We start from the raw sequence: 16,913 nt of genomic DNA on the forward strand, positions 1-16,913 counted from the left end.
ACCGAAGCCTCCGGGTCGGCTTGGGGTCAGGCCGCTGATTGCTCTTGTCGCTAATCCATGATAATCCTTTAGGGAATCTTGAGACCTTGGGGGTTGAAATGCGTGTCAGGTCGTCGTCGGTCGTCATCGCGGGCGCGGTCACCGCACTGTCGCTCGCCTCGTCGTCGAGCCTCGTCGGGGGCGCGGCGGCCTCCACCGATCCCCCCGCAGGCAGCGCCGACGTCACCCCGGAGTGGGAGTCCATCGTCGACGCCGCCGTGGGCGAGGGCAAGGTGGTGCTGTACGCCGTGAACTTCCCGGAACAGAACGAGCGGCTCGAAGCGGCGTTCGAACAGGAGTACCCGGAGATCGATCTGGAGATCGTGCGGGTCACGAGCGAGATCGACGCCAAGCTCGACAGCGAGCGCGAGACCGGAGTCGACGGCGCCGACATCTCGTTCGGCGTCAACTACCCCTGGGTCCTCGACGCCGAGGCCGCCGGCGACCTGGCGCCGATCGAGGTCGGCCCGAACGTCGCCGCGTGGGTCGGGACGCCGTGGCTCGATGCCGAGCGGAACTACCTGGTGGGGACCACCCAGGTGCTCGGCTTCGGCTGGAACACCGATCTCCTCGAGGGCGAACCTCCCCAGGAGTGGTCGGATCTGTTGAACCCGGAGTACGCCGGCATGATCGGCTTCACCGAGCCGGCGAGCCCCGTCATCGCCGACTTCTGGAGCTTCGCCGAGGAGCAACTCGGTGGCGAGGACGGGTTGCGCCAGCTCGCCGAGCTGGACCCCGTCTTCTACGCCTCAGGGGTGCCGTTGATGCAGGGCCTGGGTGCGGGCGAGATCAGCGTGACCGGCTACGCCAGCGCCCAGCTCGAGGCCGACAAGGCGGCCGGCGCTCCGGTGGAGTTCTTCGTGCCCAGTCCGGCCTGGACGTCGGCCAACCTGGTCTACCTGCCGTCGTGGGCCCACCGGCCGAACGCCGCCCAGGTGCTCGCCGATTTCATCGCCTCCCCCGCCGGGCAGGAAGCGCTGTCCATCAACGGAGCCAGTCCTCTCGATGGCATCGAGAGTGCGCTGGTCGACATCGACGACGTGCAGGTCGTCGACATCACCCGCACGCCGGAGTGGGCCGAGGAGTACATCGCCCGCTGGTCGGACATCTTCGGGCGATGAGGGATCCGGCCCCCGCTGCTCACACCATCCACTGGTCGCCGTCGTTCGGCGGCCGTCCTGACCTTCCGGCCATCATCCGGGCCAGCGCCGACGCCGGCTTCTCCCACATCGGGCTCGATCTCGCCACGGTCGACGGATACGTCGACGGTGGCGGCTCGCTGACGTCGTTGGCGCGCTTGTTCGAGTCGGCTGACCTCCGCGCGACCGACGTCGTCGCCCTGTCATTGCGTCCCGACACCGACCCGGTCGCCGTAGCCCGACGGCTGGCTGCTGTCGTCGATGCGGTCGGTGCCGCCTGCTGTGTCGGCGCGGTGGCCCACCCGGTCGGACACGCAGCCGTGGTCGACGGATTCGGTGCCGGCCTGGACGTCATCGCCCCCACGGGCGCGCGTCTCGCCGTCGAGTTCGGCGGCTACATGGGGCTGCGGACCCTCGACGAGGCCGTCGCAGTCTGCGACGAGCTCGGATGGGATCGAGCGGGCGTCCTCGTCGACACGTACCAGTGTGCTCGTGCCGGGGCCACACCCGAGGCGGTGGCCGCCCTCGAAGCGGGCCAGATCGCTCTCGTCCAGGTCGCCGACGCCATCGGCCCGCCGCCCACCGGCGACGACCTCGTGCACGAGAGCCGCCACCGGCGGCTGGCGCCCGGCGCCGGCGACCTTCCGATCGCCCGGTACCTCGAGGCCGTCATGTCGGTCGGTTACGCCGGCCCGCTCGCGGCCGAGGTGCTCTCCGACGAGATCCGCGCATCCGACCCGACGACCGTGTCCAGGCTGTTGTACAGCGCCCTCGCGTCGGTGGCCGCAGCGGTGGTCGCGCCGTGAGTCGCTTCGGCGGTCGGGTCGCCGTCGTCACCGGCGCGGGCTCGGGCATCGGGGCCGCGGTCGCCCGCCGGCTGACGGCCGACGGTGCGCTCGTCGCCGCGCTCGACGTGGACGGCGACGCCGCCCGGGCGACCGTCGCCGACGCCGGTGGCAGCATCGCGGTCGTCGCCGACGTGGCCGACCCTGGTTCCGTCGATGCCGCCGTGGCAGCAGTCGAGCAACAGCTCGGACCCGTGGACCTGCTCGCCCACGTGGCCGGCATCGACGCGGACCGCGCGCTCAAGGAACGGCTCGCCGAACACCGCCGCGCCGTCGAGCGAGGTGACGGCGAGCGGGGATTCCGCGGCCTCGTCGACCTGACCGACGAGCAGTGGGATCGCGTCCTGCGCGTGAACCTCGACGGCACGTTCTACGTCGTGCGCGCCACGCTCCGGGTGATGATCCCCCGCCGGCGCGGCGCCATCGTCACCACTGCATCCACCGCAGGAATGTCGGGCAACGCCGGCGTCGCCCACTACGCGGCGTCGAAGGGCGGCGTCCGCATCCTCACGCAGTCGGTGGCGCGCGAGGTCGCGCCGTTCGGCATCCGCGTGAACACGATCGCTCCGGGAGCGACGGCCACACCGATGTTCGGCCGGACCCCCGACGGTGAGCGGCTGGTGGCGGGCACGCCGATCGGCCGGAGCGCCGATCCCGACGAGCTCGCCGCGGCGTACTCGTATCTCCTCAGCGACGACGCCAGCTACATCGTCGGCGAGACGATGAACGTCAACGGCGGCATGGTGATCCAGTGACCGGGCCCTCGTACGACTCCGTACCGACATCACGAAAGGTGCACGAATGACCACACCGACCACCAGGGTGGAGCTCGGCGACCCGCTCCCCGCCGAGCTGGCTGCGTACTACGACGCGATCGACGCCGGGCGAGCCGGTGACGCCGCCGCCTGTTTCAGCGACGACGCGACGTACGCCGTGCCGCCGCCCGACGGCATCGAGACCGATCCGCGCTCGGTGTGCAACGGGCGCAGCGAGATCGCGTCGCACCTGGACCAGCGGGCTGAGCGTCCCCATGTCCACACCATCGTTCTCTGCACCGTCGAGGGCCAGAGCGTCGCCCTGGAAGGCCTGCTGCTGGACCGGCACTCCGGGGAGGCCCAGGCGTCGTTCGCAGCATCGCTGCAGCTGGCCGGCGACGGCACCATCGGCCGCTACCTCGCCTACGCATCACCCGTCGTGCACCCGCAGCCGGCGGTGGCCAATCCATCCGCCGCGGAGCCGGGTGTGGCCATCGACAAGATCCACGAGTACTTCCACGCCCTCGACGACAGCCGGTTCGAGGATGCCGCCGGATGCTTCAGCCTGGACACGCTCTATTCCCATCCGCCCTACAAGGATCCGACCGTCGGCGGCCCCGGACGAGCCGAGTTCCGCGGGCGGGCGGAGCTGACGGCGGCGTTTCATCGTCGCGGCGCGCAACGCATCGACCATCGGATCGTCTTCCACGCGCAGCGCGGCCCGCACCTGTTGTTGGAGGGCATCGTCAACGACGACGCCGGGGCGTTGCTGGGTTCGTTCGTCTCCCAGGCAACCCTCGACGAGGCGGGGCTGATCCGGCGCTACGCGTCGTGGTACACCCAACCCGGAGTCGGCCGCCGCTGAGACCCGACCGGCGCGCCCGGCCGTCGGGGGGCGGCGGCCCACCCGCTCAGTGCAGTGACTCGCCGCCGTCGACCACCAGGTTGGCCCCAGTGATGAAGGCGGCTTCGGGCGAGCAGAGGAAGGCCGCCGCGGCCCCCAGGTCGCTGGGGAGACCGGCGCGCCCGAGCGGCACATTGGCGACGGCCTCGGCGAAGGCGTCGGGATTGGTCGCGGTCAGCGGGGTCTCGGTGATCCCCGGTGAAAGCCCGTTGACGCGGATCCCGTGCGGCGCCAGCTCCGTCGCGGCAACCCTGATCGCCATGTTGAGCCCGGCCTTCGTCGCGGCATACACCAGACGGCCGGGCCGAGCACCGAGGGCACGGATCGACGACACGGCGAGGATCGCCTGGTTGGGCTGGGAGGAACGCACCATCGCCTGACCGGCCCGCTGACAGCCGTAGATGGCGCCGGTGAAGTTCAACGCCACCACGTCGTCGAACTCCTTCGCCGTCAACTCGAGGAACGGCGTCACCCAGCCCGTCCCGGCGTTGGCGACGAAGATGTTCAGGTGGGGCACCCGAGCATCGATGACGTCGAACAGCTCGTCGATCGATGCTCTGCTGCCCATGTCGGCGACGACCGGGACGACGTCTTGGCCCGCCGCCGCCACCGAGCGCAGTGCTCCAGCGGCCTCGTCGAGGGGCTCCCTCCCGCGCGCGACGACCACGACGCTCGCCCCCCCACGGACGAAACGTTCGGCGATCGCCCGGCCGATGCCCTTGCTCCCCCCGGTCACGACCGCCCACTGGCCGTCGAACGGTCGCTCTGACTCCGTCATACGACTTCCTCTCGTCTCGAAGCTCTGCTATTGGAACAGCTCGCGCCACTCCGCGATGTACTCGGTCACGAAGTCGGGCGTCAGCTGATCGAGATCCTGCTGGCGAACGTTCTCGATCTCGGTTTCGGTTCCTCCGACACCTGGCAGGACCGACGCGCCGTTGCGAGCCAGGGCCTCCTGCCCCGACTGCGTCACCATGAAGTCGGCCAGCACCTGAGCGGCGTTCGGGTTCGGCGCGGATGACAGGACCCCTCCCCAGAAGTTGGCGCCGAAGATCGTCTCGGGATAGGCGAAGTCGACCGGGGCGCCCTCGGCCTGCGTGTCACGCAGGCTGGCACCGGTGTAGACGGCCGCGGCGATCTCGTTCGAGGCCAGCGCCTCGTTGATCGCAGCGGCGCCGGGGTAGATCCGCGGGTTCTGGGCAGCCAGATCGGCGACGTACTCCTCCCCCATCTCCTCCTCGAGGTAGACGTAGAAGTCGACCAGTGTCTCGTTGGCCGCTTCGACCACGCCGACCCGGCCGTCTGCGAGCGACGGGTCGAGGAGATCGGCGTAGCCCGTGAGGCCATCGGGCACCTCGTCGGTGTTCCAGCCGAAGCCGAAGATCACCGCGTTCGACTTGAAGTACGTGCCGTTGGGTGTCCCCGTCTCCTGGTCGTAGTCAGGGTTCTCGAAGGCCGGACCGGCATGATCGACGTAGTAGCCGTCGGTGTCGGCCTGGACGACCCAGCGCTGGTCGGCGCTGACGTAGACGTCGGCCTCGCCCCGCCCGGTCTGCCGTTCGACCTCGATGCGCGGCACGAGGTCCTGTGGGAGCCCGCGGACCACGACGAGATCGATGTCGTACGCCTCCTCGAACCGCGATTCCAGCTCGCCGAGCTCGGGGACGCCCTGGCTCGAGTAGATCGTGACCTTGCCCTCGTCCTCGGCGGCCGCAATGATCTCGTCCCACTCGGTCGATCCGCTCGTGGCGGAGACCGGGCGAACGGTGGCCCCGATCGCGACGGCCATCGAGGCGGCCAGTGCCGCGGCGATGCGTCCGGCCTTCGACCTGCGTGCGTGCTTCATGACGGAATCCCCCAACTGTTCTGGTCGTGACGCCACGTGGGGCGCCTCCGCTGAATGATAAGAATCATCTGCCGATTTCGTCTTTGTCAAGCGTGAAGTGTGCCGCGGCCGTCCAGCACGAGCGCGAGCGGCCCGTGATACCGTCCGCTGTCCGCAGCCAAGGAGCGTTCGATTGGCGGACCAGCCGACATCATCCGATGGGATGGCAGAGAGAGATGACCGCCGATCGGCGGAAGCACCGTGGCCGCCGGCAACGACCCGACGTGGCGTCAAGACGTCCGAGGCCGTGATGATGCTGCTCGTCCGAGCGATGGTCGATCGTGGCCTGAAGAGCGGCGACCGCCTCCCGACCGAGGCCGAGATGATGCGCGAGTACGGCGTCAGCCGGGCGTCGCTCCGAGAAGCGATCCGCCTGCTCGAGGTGCAGGGCCTGATCTCGCTCAAACCCGGCCCGGGCGGCGGAGCCACCGTCGGATCCGCCGACCACCGGAACTTCGCTCGCACCGCCACGCTCTTCCTCCACATGGGGGGCATGTCCTACGGCGACCTCACCGCGACGCAGAAGGTCCTCGAACCGCTTCTCGCCGAGGGCGCCGCCCGCAATCCCGACAGGGAGGCGAAGCGGGCTGCGCTCGCCCCGTACCTGACGACCGACATCAAGACCGACGATCGCGACTACCGGCGGCTCGCGTCCGGCTTCCACGACGCCGTCGCCGCCTTGGCGCGCAACGGCGTCCTCGCGCTCCTCGCCCGCTCGACGAGCGGGATCGTCACCTCCCACGTGACCGCGCACATGGACCCCGTCGAGCTCCGGCAGGAGATCCTCGACGATCACCGGGCGATCGCCCGGGCGATCTGCGCCGGCCGGGCGCGGCTCGCCAAGCGATTGATGGCCGAGCACTACGCCCGCCAGCACGACTACCTCGCGACGCACTGGCCGACCCGACTGGAGGAGATCGTCGAGCGGCCGTGACCGCGCGTTCGACACCCCTTGCCCCTCCGCCGAGATCAGGATAATCTTATGATGAATTATCCGCGACGCTGCTCGGCGCGTCACGACACGAGGAGGGGTGATGGGGGCAACGGCGATCAACGAGATCCCGATCATCGACGTCGACACGCACGTCATCGAGCCGTACGACCTCTGGACATCGAGGCTGGCCTCCAAGTGGGGTGACCAGGCTCCCCAGGTGCGCTGGGACGATGCCGCGGAGGAGGACGCCTGGTTCCTGGGAGGGGAACGGCTCGGGGCCGCAGCCGGGTCCGCGATGGCCGGCTATCACGAGTACCCACCGCATCATCCTCGACGACTCGACGACGCCGATCCGGCGACGTGGGACGCGACCGCTCGCCTGGCCCGCATGGACGAGTACGGCATCGAGGCGCAAATCCTCTATCCGAACGTCGGGCTGTTCAACGCCGGGCGGGTCATGGGCCTTCGCGACAGCGAGCTCCAGGTGGACATCGTCCGCGCGTACAACGACTGGCAGACCGACTGGAGCAGCGCGGCACCGGACCGCTTCGTTCCCGTCTCGTCCCTCCCCTTCTGGGATCTCGGCGCCACGTTGACCGAGATCGAACGTTGCGCCGAGATGGGTCATCGCGGGGTGATCTTCACGCAGAACCCGATGGCCTTCGGCCTGCCCGGCCTCGACGAGCGGCATTGGGACCCCATGTGGGCCGCCTGTCAGGAGCGCGAGCTCCCGGTGAACTTCCACATCGCCACCGGCGACAACGGTCTGCTCGCCTACAACGGTCACCCCGACAACGGCAAGCACGCCAACTACGCGTCGATGGGCGTGTCGTTCTTCATGGGGAACGCTCGCACGATCGCCCAGCTCATCTGCGGCGGGGTGTGCCACCGCTTCCCGTCGCTCGACTTCGTGTCGGTCGAGAGCGGGATCGGCTGGATCCCCTTCGCACTCTCGGCGCTCGACTGGCAGTGGAAGAACTGCGGTGTCCATCTCGAGCATCCGGAGTACGAGCTGCTGCCGAGCGAGTTCTTCCAGCGTCAGATCTACGGGTGCTTCTGGTTCGAGGATGCGACGGCCAAGGCCGCGCTCGACATCCTCGGGCCGGACAACATCCTGTACGAGACCGACTTCCCTCACCCGACGAGCATGTCGCCGGGCCCGGCGTCGGGCGCGATGCGACCCGACGACTACCTGGAGCAGACCTTCGCCGGCACGTCCGAGGACGTCCTGCGCAAGATCCTCCACGACAACGCGGCGCGCCTCTACAAGCTCCCCTGAGATCGCGACCGGGGACGGCGGATCGAGCCCCCGTTGCTCCGCCGTCCCTGGCCGTGTGCCGACCGCTGGGTCAAGCCCGATCGAGTGAGGCGAGCACGGTGTCGGCCGCGCGCAGGCCGAAGACGCCGGCCGTCGCCAGCCCTCCGCCGTACCCGCCGGCGTGGACCCCTCCGGCGTCCGCCCCGGCGGCGAGCAGCCCCGGCAAGGCCCGCCCTGCGGCATCGAGGGCCCGGGCTGCGTCGTCGATGCGGACCCCACCGTGGGTGAAGGTGATCGCGGCTCGCACCTCGAGGGCGTAGAACGGCGCGACGGCGACCGACTGCTTGGGCGGTGTGGCGCGGGCGTTGAACGAAGCGAGCGTGGCCGGAAGATCCTCGGTGGCGAACCCCCACTCGCTCACCGCCCGCCCGAGCTCGGCGAGCGAGTCGGCCCGGGCCGCGTGCGCGCCGTGCGACGCCGCCACCTCGAAGGAGTTCGGGCGCTCGCCGCCGGCGATCGGCGACGCCTGGTCGTCGTACAGCAGCTGGTCGAACACCATCACCGCGCGACCCGAGGGCTGACGCACGGTCCACTGCGCGTTGTAGTGGTCGCTCGGGAACGGCGGCTCGAAGACCTCGCCGTCGATGTTGACGAGCGCGGCACGGTGGCTGTGATACTGCGAGAGCAGGGTGTACACGCCAGGGACCCACACGTCGGTGGGCCAGCTGATGAGGTGACCGTAGAACCCGTCCATGGCGGGCGACGTGGCGGCACCGGCGGCCAGCGCAGCCCGGAGCCCGTCGCCCTCGCTGGCCCGGTTCGACCGCAGCAGCATGCTCGGCGCGTTGGGGTGCACGTGGGCGGCGAGCAGCTGCGCGTCGGCCTGGAAGCCGCCCGACGCCAGCAGCGTCCACGGGGCGCGGATCTCCACCTCCTCGCCCCCGTGGTAGACCGCGGCACCGGCGACGCGACTGCGCTCCACGACCAGTGAGTACATCTGGGCGCGCGTACGCACCGTTCCCCCTGCCCGCTCCACCGCCGACCGGCACCAGTCGAGATACTCGGACATGCCGACCGGCCGGCCTCGCCCGTAGTCGAGGACGACGGCCTCGTCGCCGACCGGGGCGCCCGATGCCATGATCCACGCCATCAGTCGGGGGTACTCGTCGCAGAGTGAGCGGATCAGGCCCGGGTCGGCATGCGGCGACTCCTCGATCAGCACAGCGGGCTCCGGGGCGGTCCACACCCATCCGCCCGACATCGCCGAGGAGCCGCCGATCTCCGGAGCCTTCTCGACCACGGCGACGCGGCCACCGCGTTCAGCGACGGCGGCGGCCGCTGTCATCCCGGCCATCCCCGAACCGATGACGACGAGGTCGAGCCCTCGGTCGTCCGTCGAGTTGGTCCCCATCGTGTCGGTCAGCCCGAGACCGATCCGATCGCCTCGTCCGACGTGGTCCAGTCCTGAGCGGCCAGCCACTCCCGCATCGGTGTCGGGCGGACGTCGAATCGGGCGGTCATGTCGTCCATCGGGACGAGGAACGGGTTGGCCTCGTTCTTGAAGAGGTAGTGCTTCTCGAGGTTCGACACGTACGTCTCCCGGTCGAGTCCGGACACGTCGCGGAACAGCTCGTACATGCGCTCGCCGAACTCGCGCGGCGTGATGCGGCGATACACGATCGGGCGGCCGAGGCGCTCGCTGAGCAGCTCGGCGACGTCGGTCGGGCGGAGCGTCTCGGGTCCGCCGACATCGAGGGTGACGCCCTCACAGTCGTTGCGGCTCATCGTCTCGATCATCCACGCGGCGACATCGTCGAGACAGATCCAGCTCACGTCCAGCGTCTCGGCATGGGGATACGAGAACTCCCCGTGCTCGAGGAGGTACGGCTTGACCCATTTCGTCAGCAGGTTGTCCATGAACAGCGACGGCCGGATGATGGTGATCGGTGCGCCCGTGGACTTGACCGCCTGGGACATCTCGTAGCCCTGATCCATGCTGGGCACCCCGATCGGGCGATCGGGGAACCACGAGGTGGTGTTGTACACCAGCCGCCCCACACCGGCGTCGACCACGGCACGCCCGACGTTGGTGATGTGCTCGACCCGCCGGGATCGCTCGGCGAATGCGGGGGCCGTGTAGAACACGACGTCGGCGCCGCGACAGGCGGCGACGAGCGAGCCGGGGTCGTTGAGGTCGGCGGCGACGACGTCGACGTCGCGCAGCGTCTCGTGGAGTGTCGTCTGCCGGGTGACCGCCCGCACGCGGTGGCCGTCCGCCACCAGCCGGCGGACCTGGGCCAGCCCCGGCCGGCCACTCGCGCAGAGGACCGTGACCGTCGACGCGGTGGCGGCGGCCATCAGCCGGCGCTCGCCGCGATCGCGGCGGGGCGTTCCGCTCCCCTGGCGACGAGCGCACCGTCCTCGTCGTACATCGCCGCCTTGGACGGGTCGAAGACCGCCAGCACCCGGTCGCCCGGAGCGAGGTCGGCCGGTGGCGACGTGATCTGGGCATCGATGCGGGACTCGCCGATCTTGAGCACGACGTCGACGTGCCGTCCACCGAAGGAGACGACGACGACCTCGGCATCGAAGCCGACCTCGTGCTCGGCCGCCACCGTGCCGGCGGGTCGCACGTCGAGGTCATCGCTGCGCAGCCGGAGCACCACCTGATTTCTGCCTGCGGGGAGCCGGCCGGTGACCTTGCCGCCGGCCAACCACCACTCGCCGTCGCGCTCGATCATCTCGAAGCGGTTGCCCATCCCGATGAATCCTGCGACGTACTCGGAGGCCGGCGACGCGAAGACCTCGCGCGGTGTGCCCAGTTGCTCGATGCGACCCTTGCGCATGATCGCCAGGCGGTCACCCAGAGCGAGCGCCTCACTCTGGTCGTGCGTGACGTACACGGCGGTGAAGTCCAACCGGTTGTGGAGCTCCGCCAGTTCGTTGCGCACCTGCTCGCGCAGGCGGGCGTCGAGGTTGCTGAGCGGCTCGTCGAAGAGCACCAGGTCGGGGCGGGCGACGAGCCCGCGAGCCAGAGCGACGCGCTGCTGCTGTCCGCCGCTCAGCTGACCGGGATAGCGGTCGAGCAGCTCGCCGCAGTCGACGACGTCGGCCATCTCCTCGACCCACCCGGCCGAGATCCCTTGACGCATCTTGCGAGCCTTGAGCGGGTAGGCGATGTTCTTGCGCACGGTCATGTGCGGCCAGAGCGCATAGGACTGGAAGACCATGCCGATGCTCCGCTTGTCCGGCGAGAGGTTGAGCTTCGACGAACTGTCGAACACCTTCTCCCCGCCGAACGTCAAGACGCCCTCGTTCGCCGACTCCAGACCGGCCAGGCAGCGCAGCGTCGTGGTCTTGCCGCAACCGCTCGGGCCCAGCAGCACGAGGAACTCGCCCTGCTCGATCTCCAGGCTCAGGTCGTCGACGGCGATCGTCGGCGGTTTTCCTTCGAATCGCTTTGTCAGCCCCTCGATCTCGACTCGCGACATGACGCCTCCCTCACTCCCCGATATCCGACCGCATTGCAGACCCCCAAGTACAGATGACTATCATCTAACGAATTACCCCGGATGTCAAATCGCCGAGGAGGACGCCGGCTGCGTCCAAGAACCGCTGGCGCTTCGTGGCGAGATCGCCGTCGGCCGGCCAGAGCTGATTGGCCCACACCGTCACGTGTTCGTAGTCGTGGTCCGCGTACCGCTCGAGGTCGGCGGGGTCGCACCCGGCCATGCGAACGTAGAGCGGGAGTGGATGGTCGCGACCGACCTCCTCACAGTGAGCGCGAAGGCGGTCGCGAAGGCGGCCGGCCTCCTCGAACGTCGGGTTGCCCGAGCTGAACCAGCCATCCGCGATCCGGGCGGCCCGGCGTAGCGCCCGCTCGGTGTTGCCTCCGAGGACGAGCGGGACGCGGACGGCGTCGCTGGTCGCCAGCACGGTGTCGAAACGGTAGTGGGGGCCGGCGCCGACCAGCTCACCGCCCGACCAGGCGGCACGGAGCACGGCGAGCGACTCGTCGAAGCGGCTCCCGCGCTCGGCGAACGGTACGCCGAGCGCGTCGAACTCCTCCTCCAACCATCCCGAACCGACACCGAGCATGAACCGACCCGATGCCACACCCTGGAGCGTGAGCGTCATGCGCGCGACGGCGAGCGGGTGGCGGAGGGGGAGGATGAAGATCCCCGTCGCCAGCTTGATGCGGGACGTGACCGCCGCCGCCGCGCCCAGCGCGATGAGCGGGTCGAGCAACTCGGTGGCCGGGTCGATGATCTTGGCGCGATGTGACTCGTTGGTGCTGGTCCCGCTCGTCGGGTGCTCGGTCCGGTAGTCCACCGGCAGCACGACGTGTTCGCCGAGCCAGACGGTCGCGAACCCCGCCTCCTCGGCCGCCTGGACGAGGGCCACGAACTCCGCGGCCCGGATGTCGTAGACCGAGAGCCCGACGTCCATCTCAGCGCCCGACAGCAGCGAGGACGTCGGCGAACCGGGCTTCGGCCTCGGCGCGCAGCCGGGGCAGGTGCTGGGTCGGGAAGAGGTCGTCGGTTCCCGAGTAGGACTTCAGCAGCTCGCGGGCGAGCGTCACCTTGTGCACCTCCGTCGCGCCGTCGGCCAGGCCCATGTGGAACGATTCCAACACCATCGAGGCGAACGGCATCTCGTGGGACACGCCGAGCGATCCGTGCAGCTGCAGCGCTCGTGACGCCACGTCGTGCAGCACCTTCGGCATCGCCGCCTTGACGGCCGAGATGTCGGCCCGCACCCGCTGGTAGTCGTTGTAGCGATCGATCTTCCACGCGGTGTTGAGGACGAGGAGGCGGAACTGCTGCAGCTCGATCCACGAGTCGGCGATCATCGCCTGCACCAACTGCTTGCGAGCGAGCAGTTCTCCCTGTGTGGATCGCGACAGCACGCGTTCGCACATCTGGTCGAGAGCCTGGCGGACCAGCCCGACCGTTCGCATCGCGTGGTGGATGCGCCCTCCTCCGAGACGGGTCTGGGCGACGATGAAGCCGTCGCCGCGCCCTCCCAGCAGATGGTCCCTGGGGATGCGTACGTCGTGGTAGCGCACGTAGCTGTGCGTGCCCCGGTCCTCCTCGTGACCGTAGATCCCGACGTTGCGGACGATCTCGATGCCCGGAGTGTCCGCCGGCACCACGAACATCGACAGGCGCCGGTGGCGTGCCTCGTCGGGATCGGTCACGGCGAGCAGGATGAGGAAGGAGGCGAAGTTGGCATGCGACGAGAACCACTTCTCGCCGTTGATGACCCACTCGTCACCATCGAGCACCGCCGACGTGGTGAAGCCGGTCGGGTCCGATCCCCCGCGAGGCTCGGTCATCGAGTACGCCGACACGATCTCTTGACGCAGCAGCGGTTCCAGGTACCGCTCCTTCAACTCGGGCGTGCCGTAGTGCGCGAGGATCTCGCCATTGCCCGAGTCGGGAGCATGGCAGCCGAACACGATCGGACCGCTGTGGCTGCGCCCGAGGATCTCGTTCAGCAGGGCGAGCTTGACCTGGCCGTAGCCCTGGCCGCCGAGGTGCGGACCGAGGTGACAGGCCCACAGGCCTCTCTCGCGCACCCGCTGTTGCAGCGGCGGCACGAGGGCGTTGCGAACGGGGTCGCTCATGTCCCAGGCGTGGCGGACCACCTTGTCGACGGGCAGCACCTCCTGCTGCACGAAGTCCTCGACCCAGTCGAGCTCCTTCTGGTAGGCGTCGTCGGTCTCGAAGTCCCAGCTCATTGCGAACGTTCTCCCGTGGTGGGTCGTGGTGATGTGTCGGTGGACGTGACGGCGGAGGACCGTCAGTCCTTGATCGGGAAGGGCGACGAGACGGAGACGCCTCCGTCCACGGTGATCACGGCGCCGGTCGTGAAGCTCGACTCGTCCGATGCGAGGTACAGGGCGGTGCCCACGATCTCGCTCGGCCGTCCGAGTCGCTGCAGCGGGAACCGGCGGCGAGCGTGGGCTTCGAAGCTCTCGACGTCCCAGGCCTTGGAGATGTCGGTGAGGAACGGTCCGACCATGATCCCGTTGGATCGCACGGTCGGACCGAACGACACGGCGAAGCCCCTCGTCAGGCTGTTGAGCCCGGCTTTGGCGGCTGCGTAGGGAAGATCCGTCATCGTGGGATGGTCGGCCCCGATGCTGCTGATGTTGATGATCGCTCCGCCGCCGGCGGCCTGCATCTGCTCGCCGACGAGGGCGCCGAGCCGGAACGGGCCCTTGAGGTTGACGCCGATGACCTTGTCGAACAGGTCCTCGGTGACCGCACTCAGCCGCGGGTACAGCGGCGCCATACCGGCGTTGTTGATCAACACGTCGACGTGACCGAACGCCGCCAAGGACTCGGCGGCGAGACGATCGACATCGTCCCAACGTCCCATGTGCGCGGCGATCGCGAGCGCTCTCCGACCGGTCTTGTCCTCGACGATCGCGGCCAGTTCCTCACAGGCATCGAGCTTGCGGCTCGAGATGACGACGTCGGCGCCGGCGCCGGCCAAGGCCAGCACCATCTCACGGCCGAGGCCTCGGCTGCCACCGGTGACGAGCGCGACCTTTCCCGCCAGATCGATGTTCATCCCTTGGTCGTCTCCCCTTGCTGACGCGACTCGGACCTGGCTGGCACGGTACTTGCCGACGGCGGCCTGGTCAAGAGATCCTCATGATGAATGTGATCAGACAGTCCTGGTCACGATGCGACCGGACGCCAGTTGGGCAGGAGCATCGGCGGACCGTCGGCCGTGTCGATCTCGTCCCACCACAACTCCATCGGCTGGCCGGCCCGCAGATCCGGACGCCCGGCGATGTGACCGACGAGCCGGACCCCGGGCGCGCCGTCGAGATCGACGAGGACCACGGTGTACGGCGACGGATAGGCCGGGTGGAACTGGCGGGTGACCACCGTCCAGCCGTAGAGCGTGGCGCCGCCGTCGACGTCGCGCCAGTCGGTGTCCCAGCTGCCGCAGTGGTAGCAGTAGGCGCGGGGAAGATGGAGCGACGTACCGCACGCCCGGCAGGCCTTGACGACGAGGCGGCGCTCCTGGGCCGCCCGGAAGAATCCCCCGGTGTCCCGGTCGTCGTCGACGGGGAGGATCCGGAATGCGGTGGGCGAGTTCATCGGTTCAGCGATCCTTCGTGAGCAGCAGGGCACTGGCGGCGATCGGCGGGGCCGAGGTGACGAGGCTGACCTCGGCCCCGGGCACCTGGGAATGCGACGTGCCGCGGATCTGGCGGACCCCCTCGACGATGTGGTTCATGCCGTGGATGTAGCCCTCCGACAAGTGGCCACCAGACGTGTTGATCGGCAACCGGCCGCCGAGATCGATCGCCCCGCTCTCGGCGAACGGGCCGCCTTCTCCGGCGGAACAGAATCCGTAGTCCTCGAACTGCACGAGCGCGGTGATCGTGAAGCAGTCGTAGAACTGGGCGACGTCCACGTCGTCGGGCCCGAGGCCCGCCCGTTCGTACAACCGGCCGGCGACCTGCCGCGAGGCCATGTGCAGGGCACTGTCACGGACGAGCACCGGCCACATCATCCCGCCCTGACCGCCCTGGCTGACCCCTTGGGCCACCGCACGGATGAGCGCCGGAGGCTGGCGGAGGTCGCGGGCCCGCTCGGCGGTCGTGACGACCAGCGCGTTGGCCCCGTCGGTCTCGAGACAGAAGTCGAAGAGCCGGAGCGGCTCGGCGATCATCGGCGCGTCGAGGTAATCGCCCATCGTCATCACGCGGTCGTGCATCTGAGCAGACGGATTGGCGTTGGCCCGCTCACGGCAGGCGACGGCGATGCGGCCCAGCTGTTCGTGGGTCGTCCCGTACTCGGTCATGTGGCGCTGGGCGATCAGGGCGAAGAACTGGCCCGGAGTGACGAGCCCCCATGGCAGGAAGAACTCGTCCCAGGTCTGCTGGCCACCCACGCGCGCCTGGCTCGATGCCGGTGTGCCGGCGCCGAAGCGCCGGCCCGAGCGCCCGTTCAACGACCGGAACACGACGACGGTCGTCGCCTGACCGCTGAGGATCGCCCCGACCGCCTGGGCCACCATGCCGGCCGGGGCGATCCCTCCCGGACCGACCGTGGAGGTGTAGGCGAGGTTCTCGAGGCCCAAGGACTCGGCGAGGTCGGTGTACGACACGAGATCGGAGTCGCATCGCACGATGCCGTCGACGTCGGCGGTCGACAAGCCGGCATCGGCGAGCGCATCGAGCGTCGCGGCCGTGGCGAGCGACAGCTCGGACACACCGGAGTCCTTGGTGAACTCGGTGGCGCCGATTCCGGCGATCGCGCACCGGTCGCGATGGTCGTATGCCGTCGGTGGGGTAGCGAGCGTCATGTGATTCCTCCTCGGCTCGTGAGAGACTGCTCGACGTGCCGCTTCGAGACACGCCCGCCATCGGGACCGCACGCAACGGATCGGAGCCGGCCCAGGACGCGGCGCGCCGGGTCCGCAAGACGTCCGAGGTCGTGGCGATGCGGATCGTCAAGGACATCGTCGACCGCGGCATGGTCGAAGGCGATCGGCTGCCGCTCGAAGCGGACATGGTGCGCAACTACGAGGTCAGCAGGGCGTCGCTCCGCGAGGCACTGCGGATCCTCGAGGCGCAGGGTCTCATCGTCCTGCGTCCGGGTCGTGGCGGCGGACCCACGGTCGGCGCCTCCGATCCGGCCCATCTCGCCCGGACCGCAACGCTGTACTTCCACCTCGACGGCACGTCGTACGAAGAGATGTTCATCGCGCACCTCGAGCTCGAGTGCGAGGTGACGGCGGAGGCGGCCACGAACCCGGACCGCCGGCTCGTCGAACGCACGCTGAGACCGTTCACCGACGAGGCCGGGCAGGCCGACGGTGCACCCCAGCGAGCCCACATCCTCGCCTTCCATCCCAGCGTGGCGAGTGTCTGCCCGAACCGCGTGCTCGTCCTCCTCACGAACGCGCTGGCCCACATCGTTCGCACGCACGTGCTCGCATCGATGGAGCCGGTGCACATGCACGCCGCGGTCGCCGCCGAGCACGGCCAGCTCGCCCGCGCGATCATCGCCGGGGACGAGGGCAGGGCGCGGACCCTCACCGAGCGGCACTTCCGGGCCCAGCTCGACTACTACCGCGAGCACTGGCCGGCGCGCCTCGCCCGCCCGATCGAGTGGCGATGACG

The 16,913-nt window shown here is 69.4% G+C and carries 17 protein-coding genes; 7 read left to right on the forward strand and 10 right to left on the reverse strand.

Features of this window, described 5'->3' with window-relative positions; translation table 11 throughout:
• Positions 1-98 precede the first annotated feature (98 nt).
• The 4 genes from DN771_RS08410 to DN771_RS08425 are packed head-to-tail and all read left to right on the forward strand — an operon-like array spanning position 99 to position 3,643.
• Complete coding sequence (locus DN771_RS08410) at positions 99-1,160, forward strand: ABC transporter substrate-binding protein (RefSeq protein WP_116996916.1); 1,062 nt, start codon at positions 99-101, stop codon at positions 1,158-1,160.
• A complete protein-coding gene (locus DN771_RS08415) occupies positions 1,157-1,984 on the forward strand; it encodes a sugar phosphate isomerase/epimerase family protein (RefSeq protein ID WP_116996917.1) in 828 nt (275 codons plus the stop codon). The genes DN771_RS08410 and DN771_RS08415 overlap by 4 nt, the downstream gene beginning before the upstream one ends.
• Positions 1,981-2,778, forward strand: coding sequence for an SDR family NAD(P)-dependent oxidoreductase (locus tag DN771_RS08420; RefSeq protein WP_116996918.1), 798 nt, complete (start codon positions 1,981-1,983; stop codon positions 2,776-2,778). The genes DN771_RS08415 and DN771_RS08420 overlap by 4 nt, the downstream gene beginning before the upstream one ends.
• A gap of 46 nt (positions 2,779-2,824) precedes the next feature.
• On the forward strand, positions 2,825-3,643 hold the full coding sequence (locus DN771_RS08425; RefSeq protein WP_116996919.1) for a nuclear transport factor 2 family protein: 819 nt from the start codon (positions 2,825-2,827) through the stop codon (positions 3,641-3,643).
• Between the two features lie 46 nt (positions 3,644-3,689).
• Here DN771_RS08425 and DN771_RS08430 read toward each other — a convergent pair whose 3' ends face one another.
• Both DN771_RS08430 and DN771_RS08435 read right to left on the reverse strand, forming a co-directional pair.
• Positions 3,690-4,460, reverse strand: coding sequence for an SDR family NAD(P)-dependent oxidoreductase (locus DN771_RS08430; RefSeq protein ID WP_116996920.1), 771 nt, complete (start codon positions 4,458-4,460; stop codon positions 3,690-3,692).
• Positions 4,461-4,487: 27 nt separating this feature from the next.
• A complete protein-coding gene (locus DN771_RS08435) occupies positions 4,488-5,528 on the reverse strand; it encodes an ABC transporter substrate-binding protein (RefSeq protein WP_116996921.1) in 1,041 nt (346 codons plus the stop codon).
• A gap of 202 nt (positions 5,529-5,730) precedes the next feature.
• On the opposite strand from DN771_RS08435, the gene DN771_RS08440 reads away from it, so the two are divergent.
• Complete coding sequence (locus tag DN771_RS08440) at positions 5,731-6,501, forward strand: FadR/GntR family transcriptional regulator (protein ID WP_116996922.1); 771 nt, start codon at positions 5,731-5,733, stop codon at positions 6,499-6,501.
• 100 nt (positions 6,502-6,601) lie between these two features.
• Entirely contained in the window at positions 6,602-7,780 is a 1,179-nt protein-coding gene (locus DN771_RS08445) for an amidohydrolase family protein (RefSeq protein ID WP_116996923.1), read from the forward strand.
• Positions 7,781-7,850: 70 nt separating this feature from the next.
• On the opposite strand, the gene DN771_RS08450 is transcribed toward DN771_RS08445, so the two are convergent.
• From DN771_RS08450 to DN771_RS08485, 8 genes are all read right to left on the reverse strand, one after another.
• Entirely contained in the window at positions 7,851-9,170 is a 1,320-nt protein-coding gene (locus DN771_RS08450; protein ID WP_162941712.1) for an FAD-dependent oxidoreductase, read from the reverse strand.
• Positions 9,171-9,178: 8 nt separating this feature from the next.
• Positions 9,179-10,117, reverse strand: a complete 939-nt coding sequence (locus tag DN771_RS08455) for an SDR family oxidoreductase (protein ID WP_116996925.1) — start codon at positions 10,115-10,117, stop codon at positions 9,179-9,181.
• Positions 10,117-11,250 (reverse strand): ABC transporter ATP-binding protein, encoded by a 1,134-nt coding sequence (locus tag DN771_RS08460; protein WP_116996926.1) that lies wholly within the window; start codon positions 11,248-11,250, stop codon positions 10,117-10,119. Before DN771_RS08460 ends, DN771_RS08455 begins: the two co-directional genes overlap by 1 nt.
• A gap of 64 nt (positions 11,251-11,314) precedes the next feature.
• Entirely contained in the window at positions 11,315-12,208 is an 894-nt protein-coding gene (locus DN771_RS08465) for a TIGR03619 family F420-dependent LLM class oxidoreductase (RefSeq protein ID WP_116996927.1), read from the reverse strand.
• A gap of 1 nt (position 12,209) precedes the next feature.
• Positions 12,210-13,502, reverse strand: a complete 1,293-nt coding sequence (locus tag DN771_RS08470; protein WP_116996928.1) for an acyl-CoA dehydrogenase family protein — start codon at positions 13,500-13,502, stop codon at positions 12,210-12,212.
• 62 nt (positions 13,503-13,564) lie between these two features.
• Positions 13,565-14,341 carry an SDR family NAD(P)-dependent oxidoreductase gene (locus DN771_RS08475; RefSeq protein ID WP_116996929.1) on the reverse strand — a complete coding sequence of 259 codons (777 nt, stop codon included), beginning with the start codon at positions 14,339-14,341 and terminating at the stop codon, positions 13,565-13,567.
• A gap of 110 nt (positions 14,342-14,451) precedes the next feature.
• Entirely contained in the window at positions 14,452-14,880 is a 429-nt protein-coding gene (locus DN771_RS08480) for a Zn-ribbon domain-containing OB-fold protein (RefSeq protein ID WP_116996930.1), read from the reverse strand.
• Positions 14,881-14,884: 4 nt separating this feature from the next.
• Entirely contained in the window at positions 14,885-16,093 is a 1,209-nt protein-coding gene (locus DN771_RS08485) for a thiolase C-terminal domain-containing protein (protein ID WP_116996931.1), read from the reverse strand.
• Positions 16,094-16,128: 35 nt separating this feature from the next.
• On the opposite strand from DN771_RS08485, the gene DN771_RS08490 reads away from it, so the two are divergent.
• Positions 16,129-16,911 carry a FadR/GntR family transcriptional regulator gene (locus DN771_RS08490; RefSeq protein ID WP_116996932.1) on the forward strand — a complete coding sequence of 261 codons (783 nt, stop codon included), beginning with the start codon at positions 16,129-16,131 and terminating at the stop codon, positions 16,909-16,911.
• Positions 16,912-16,913: the final 2 nt, after the last annotated feature.

This window comes from Desertimonas flava, from assembly GCF_003426815.1.
In the GTDB taxonomy this organism is placed as follows: Bacteria; Actinomycetota; Acidimicrobiia; order Acidimicrobiales; family Ilumatobacteraceae; genus Desertimonas; species Desertimonas flava.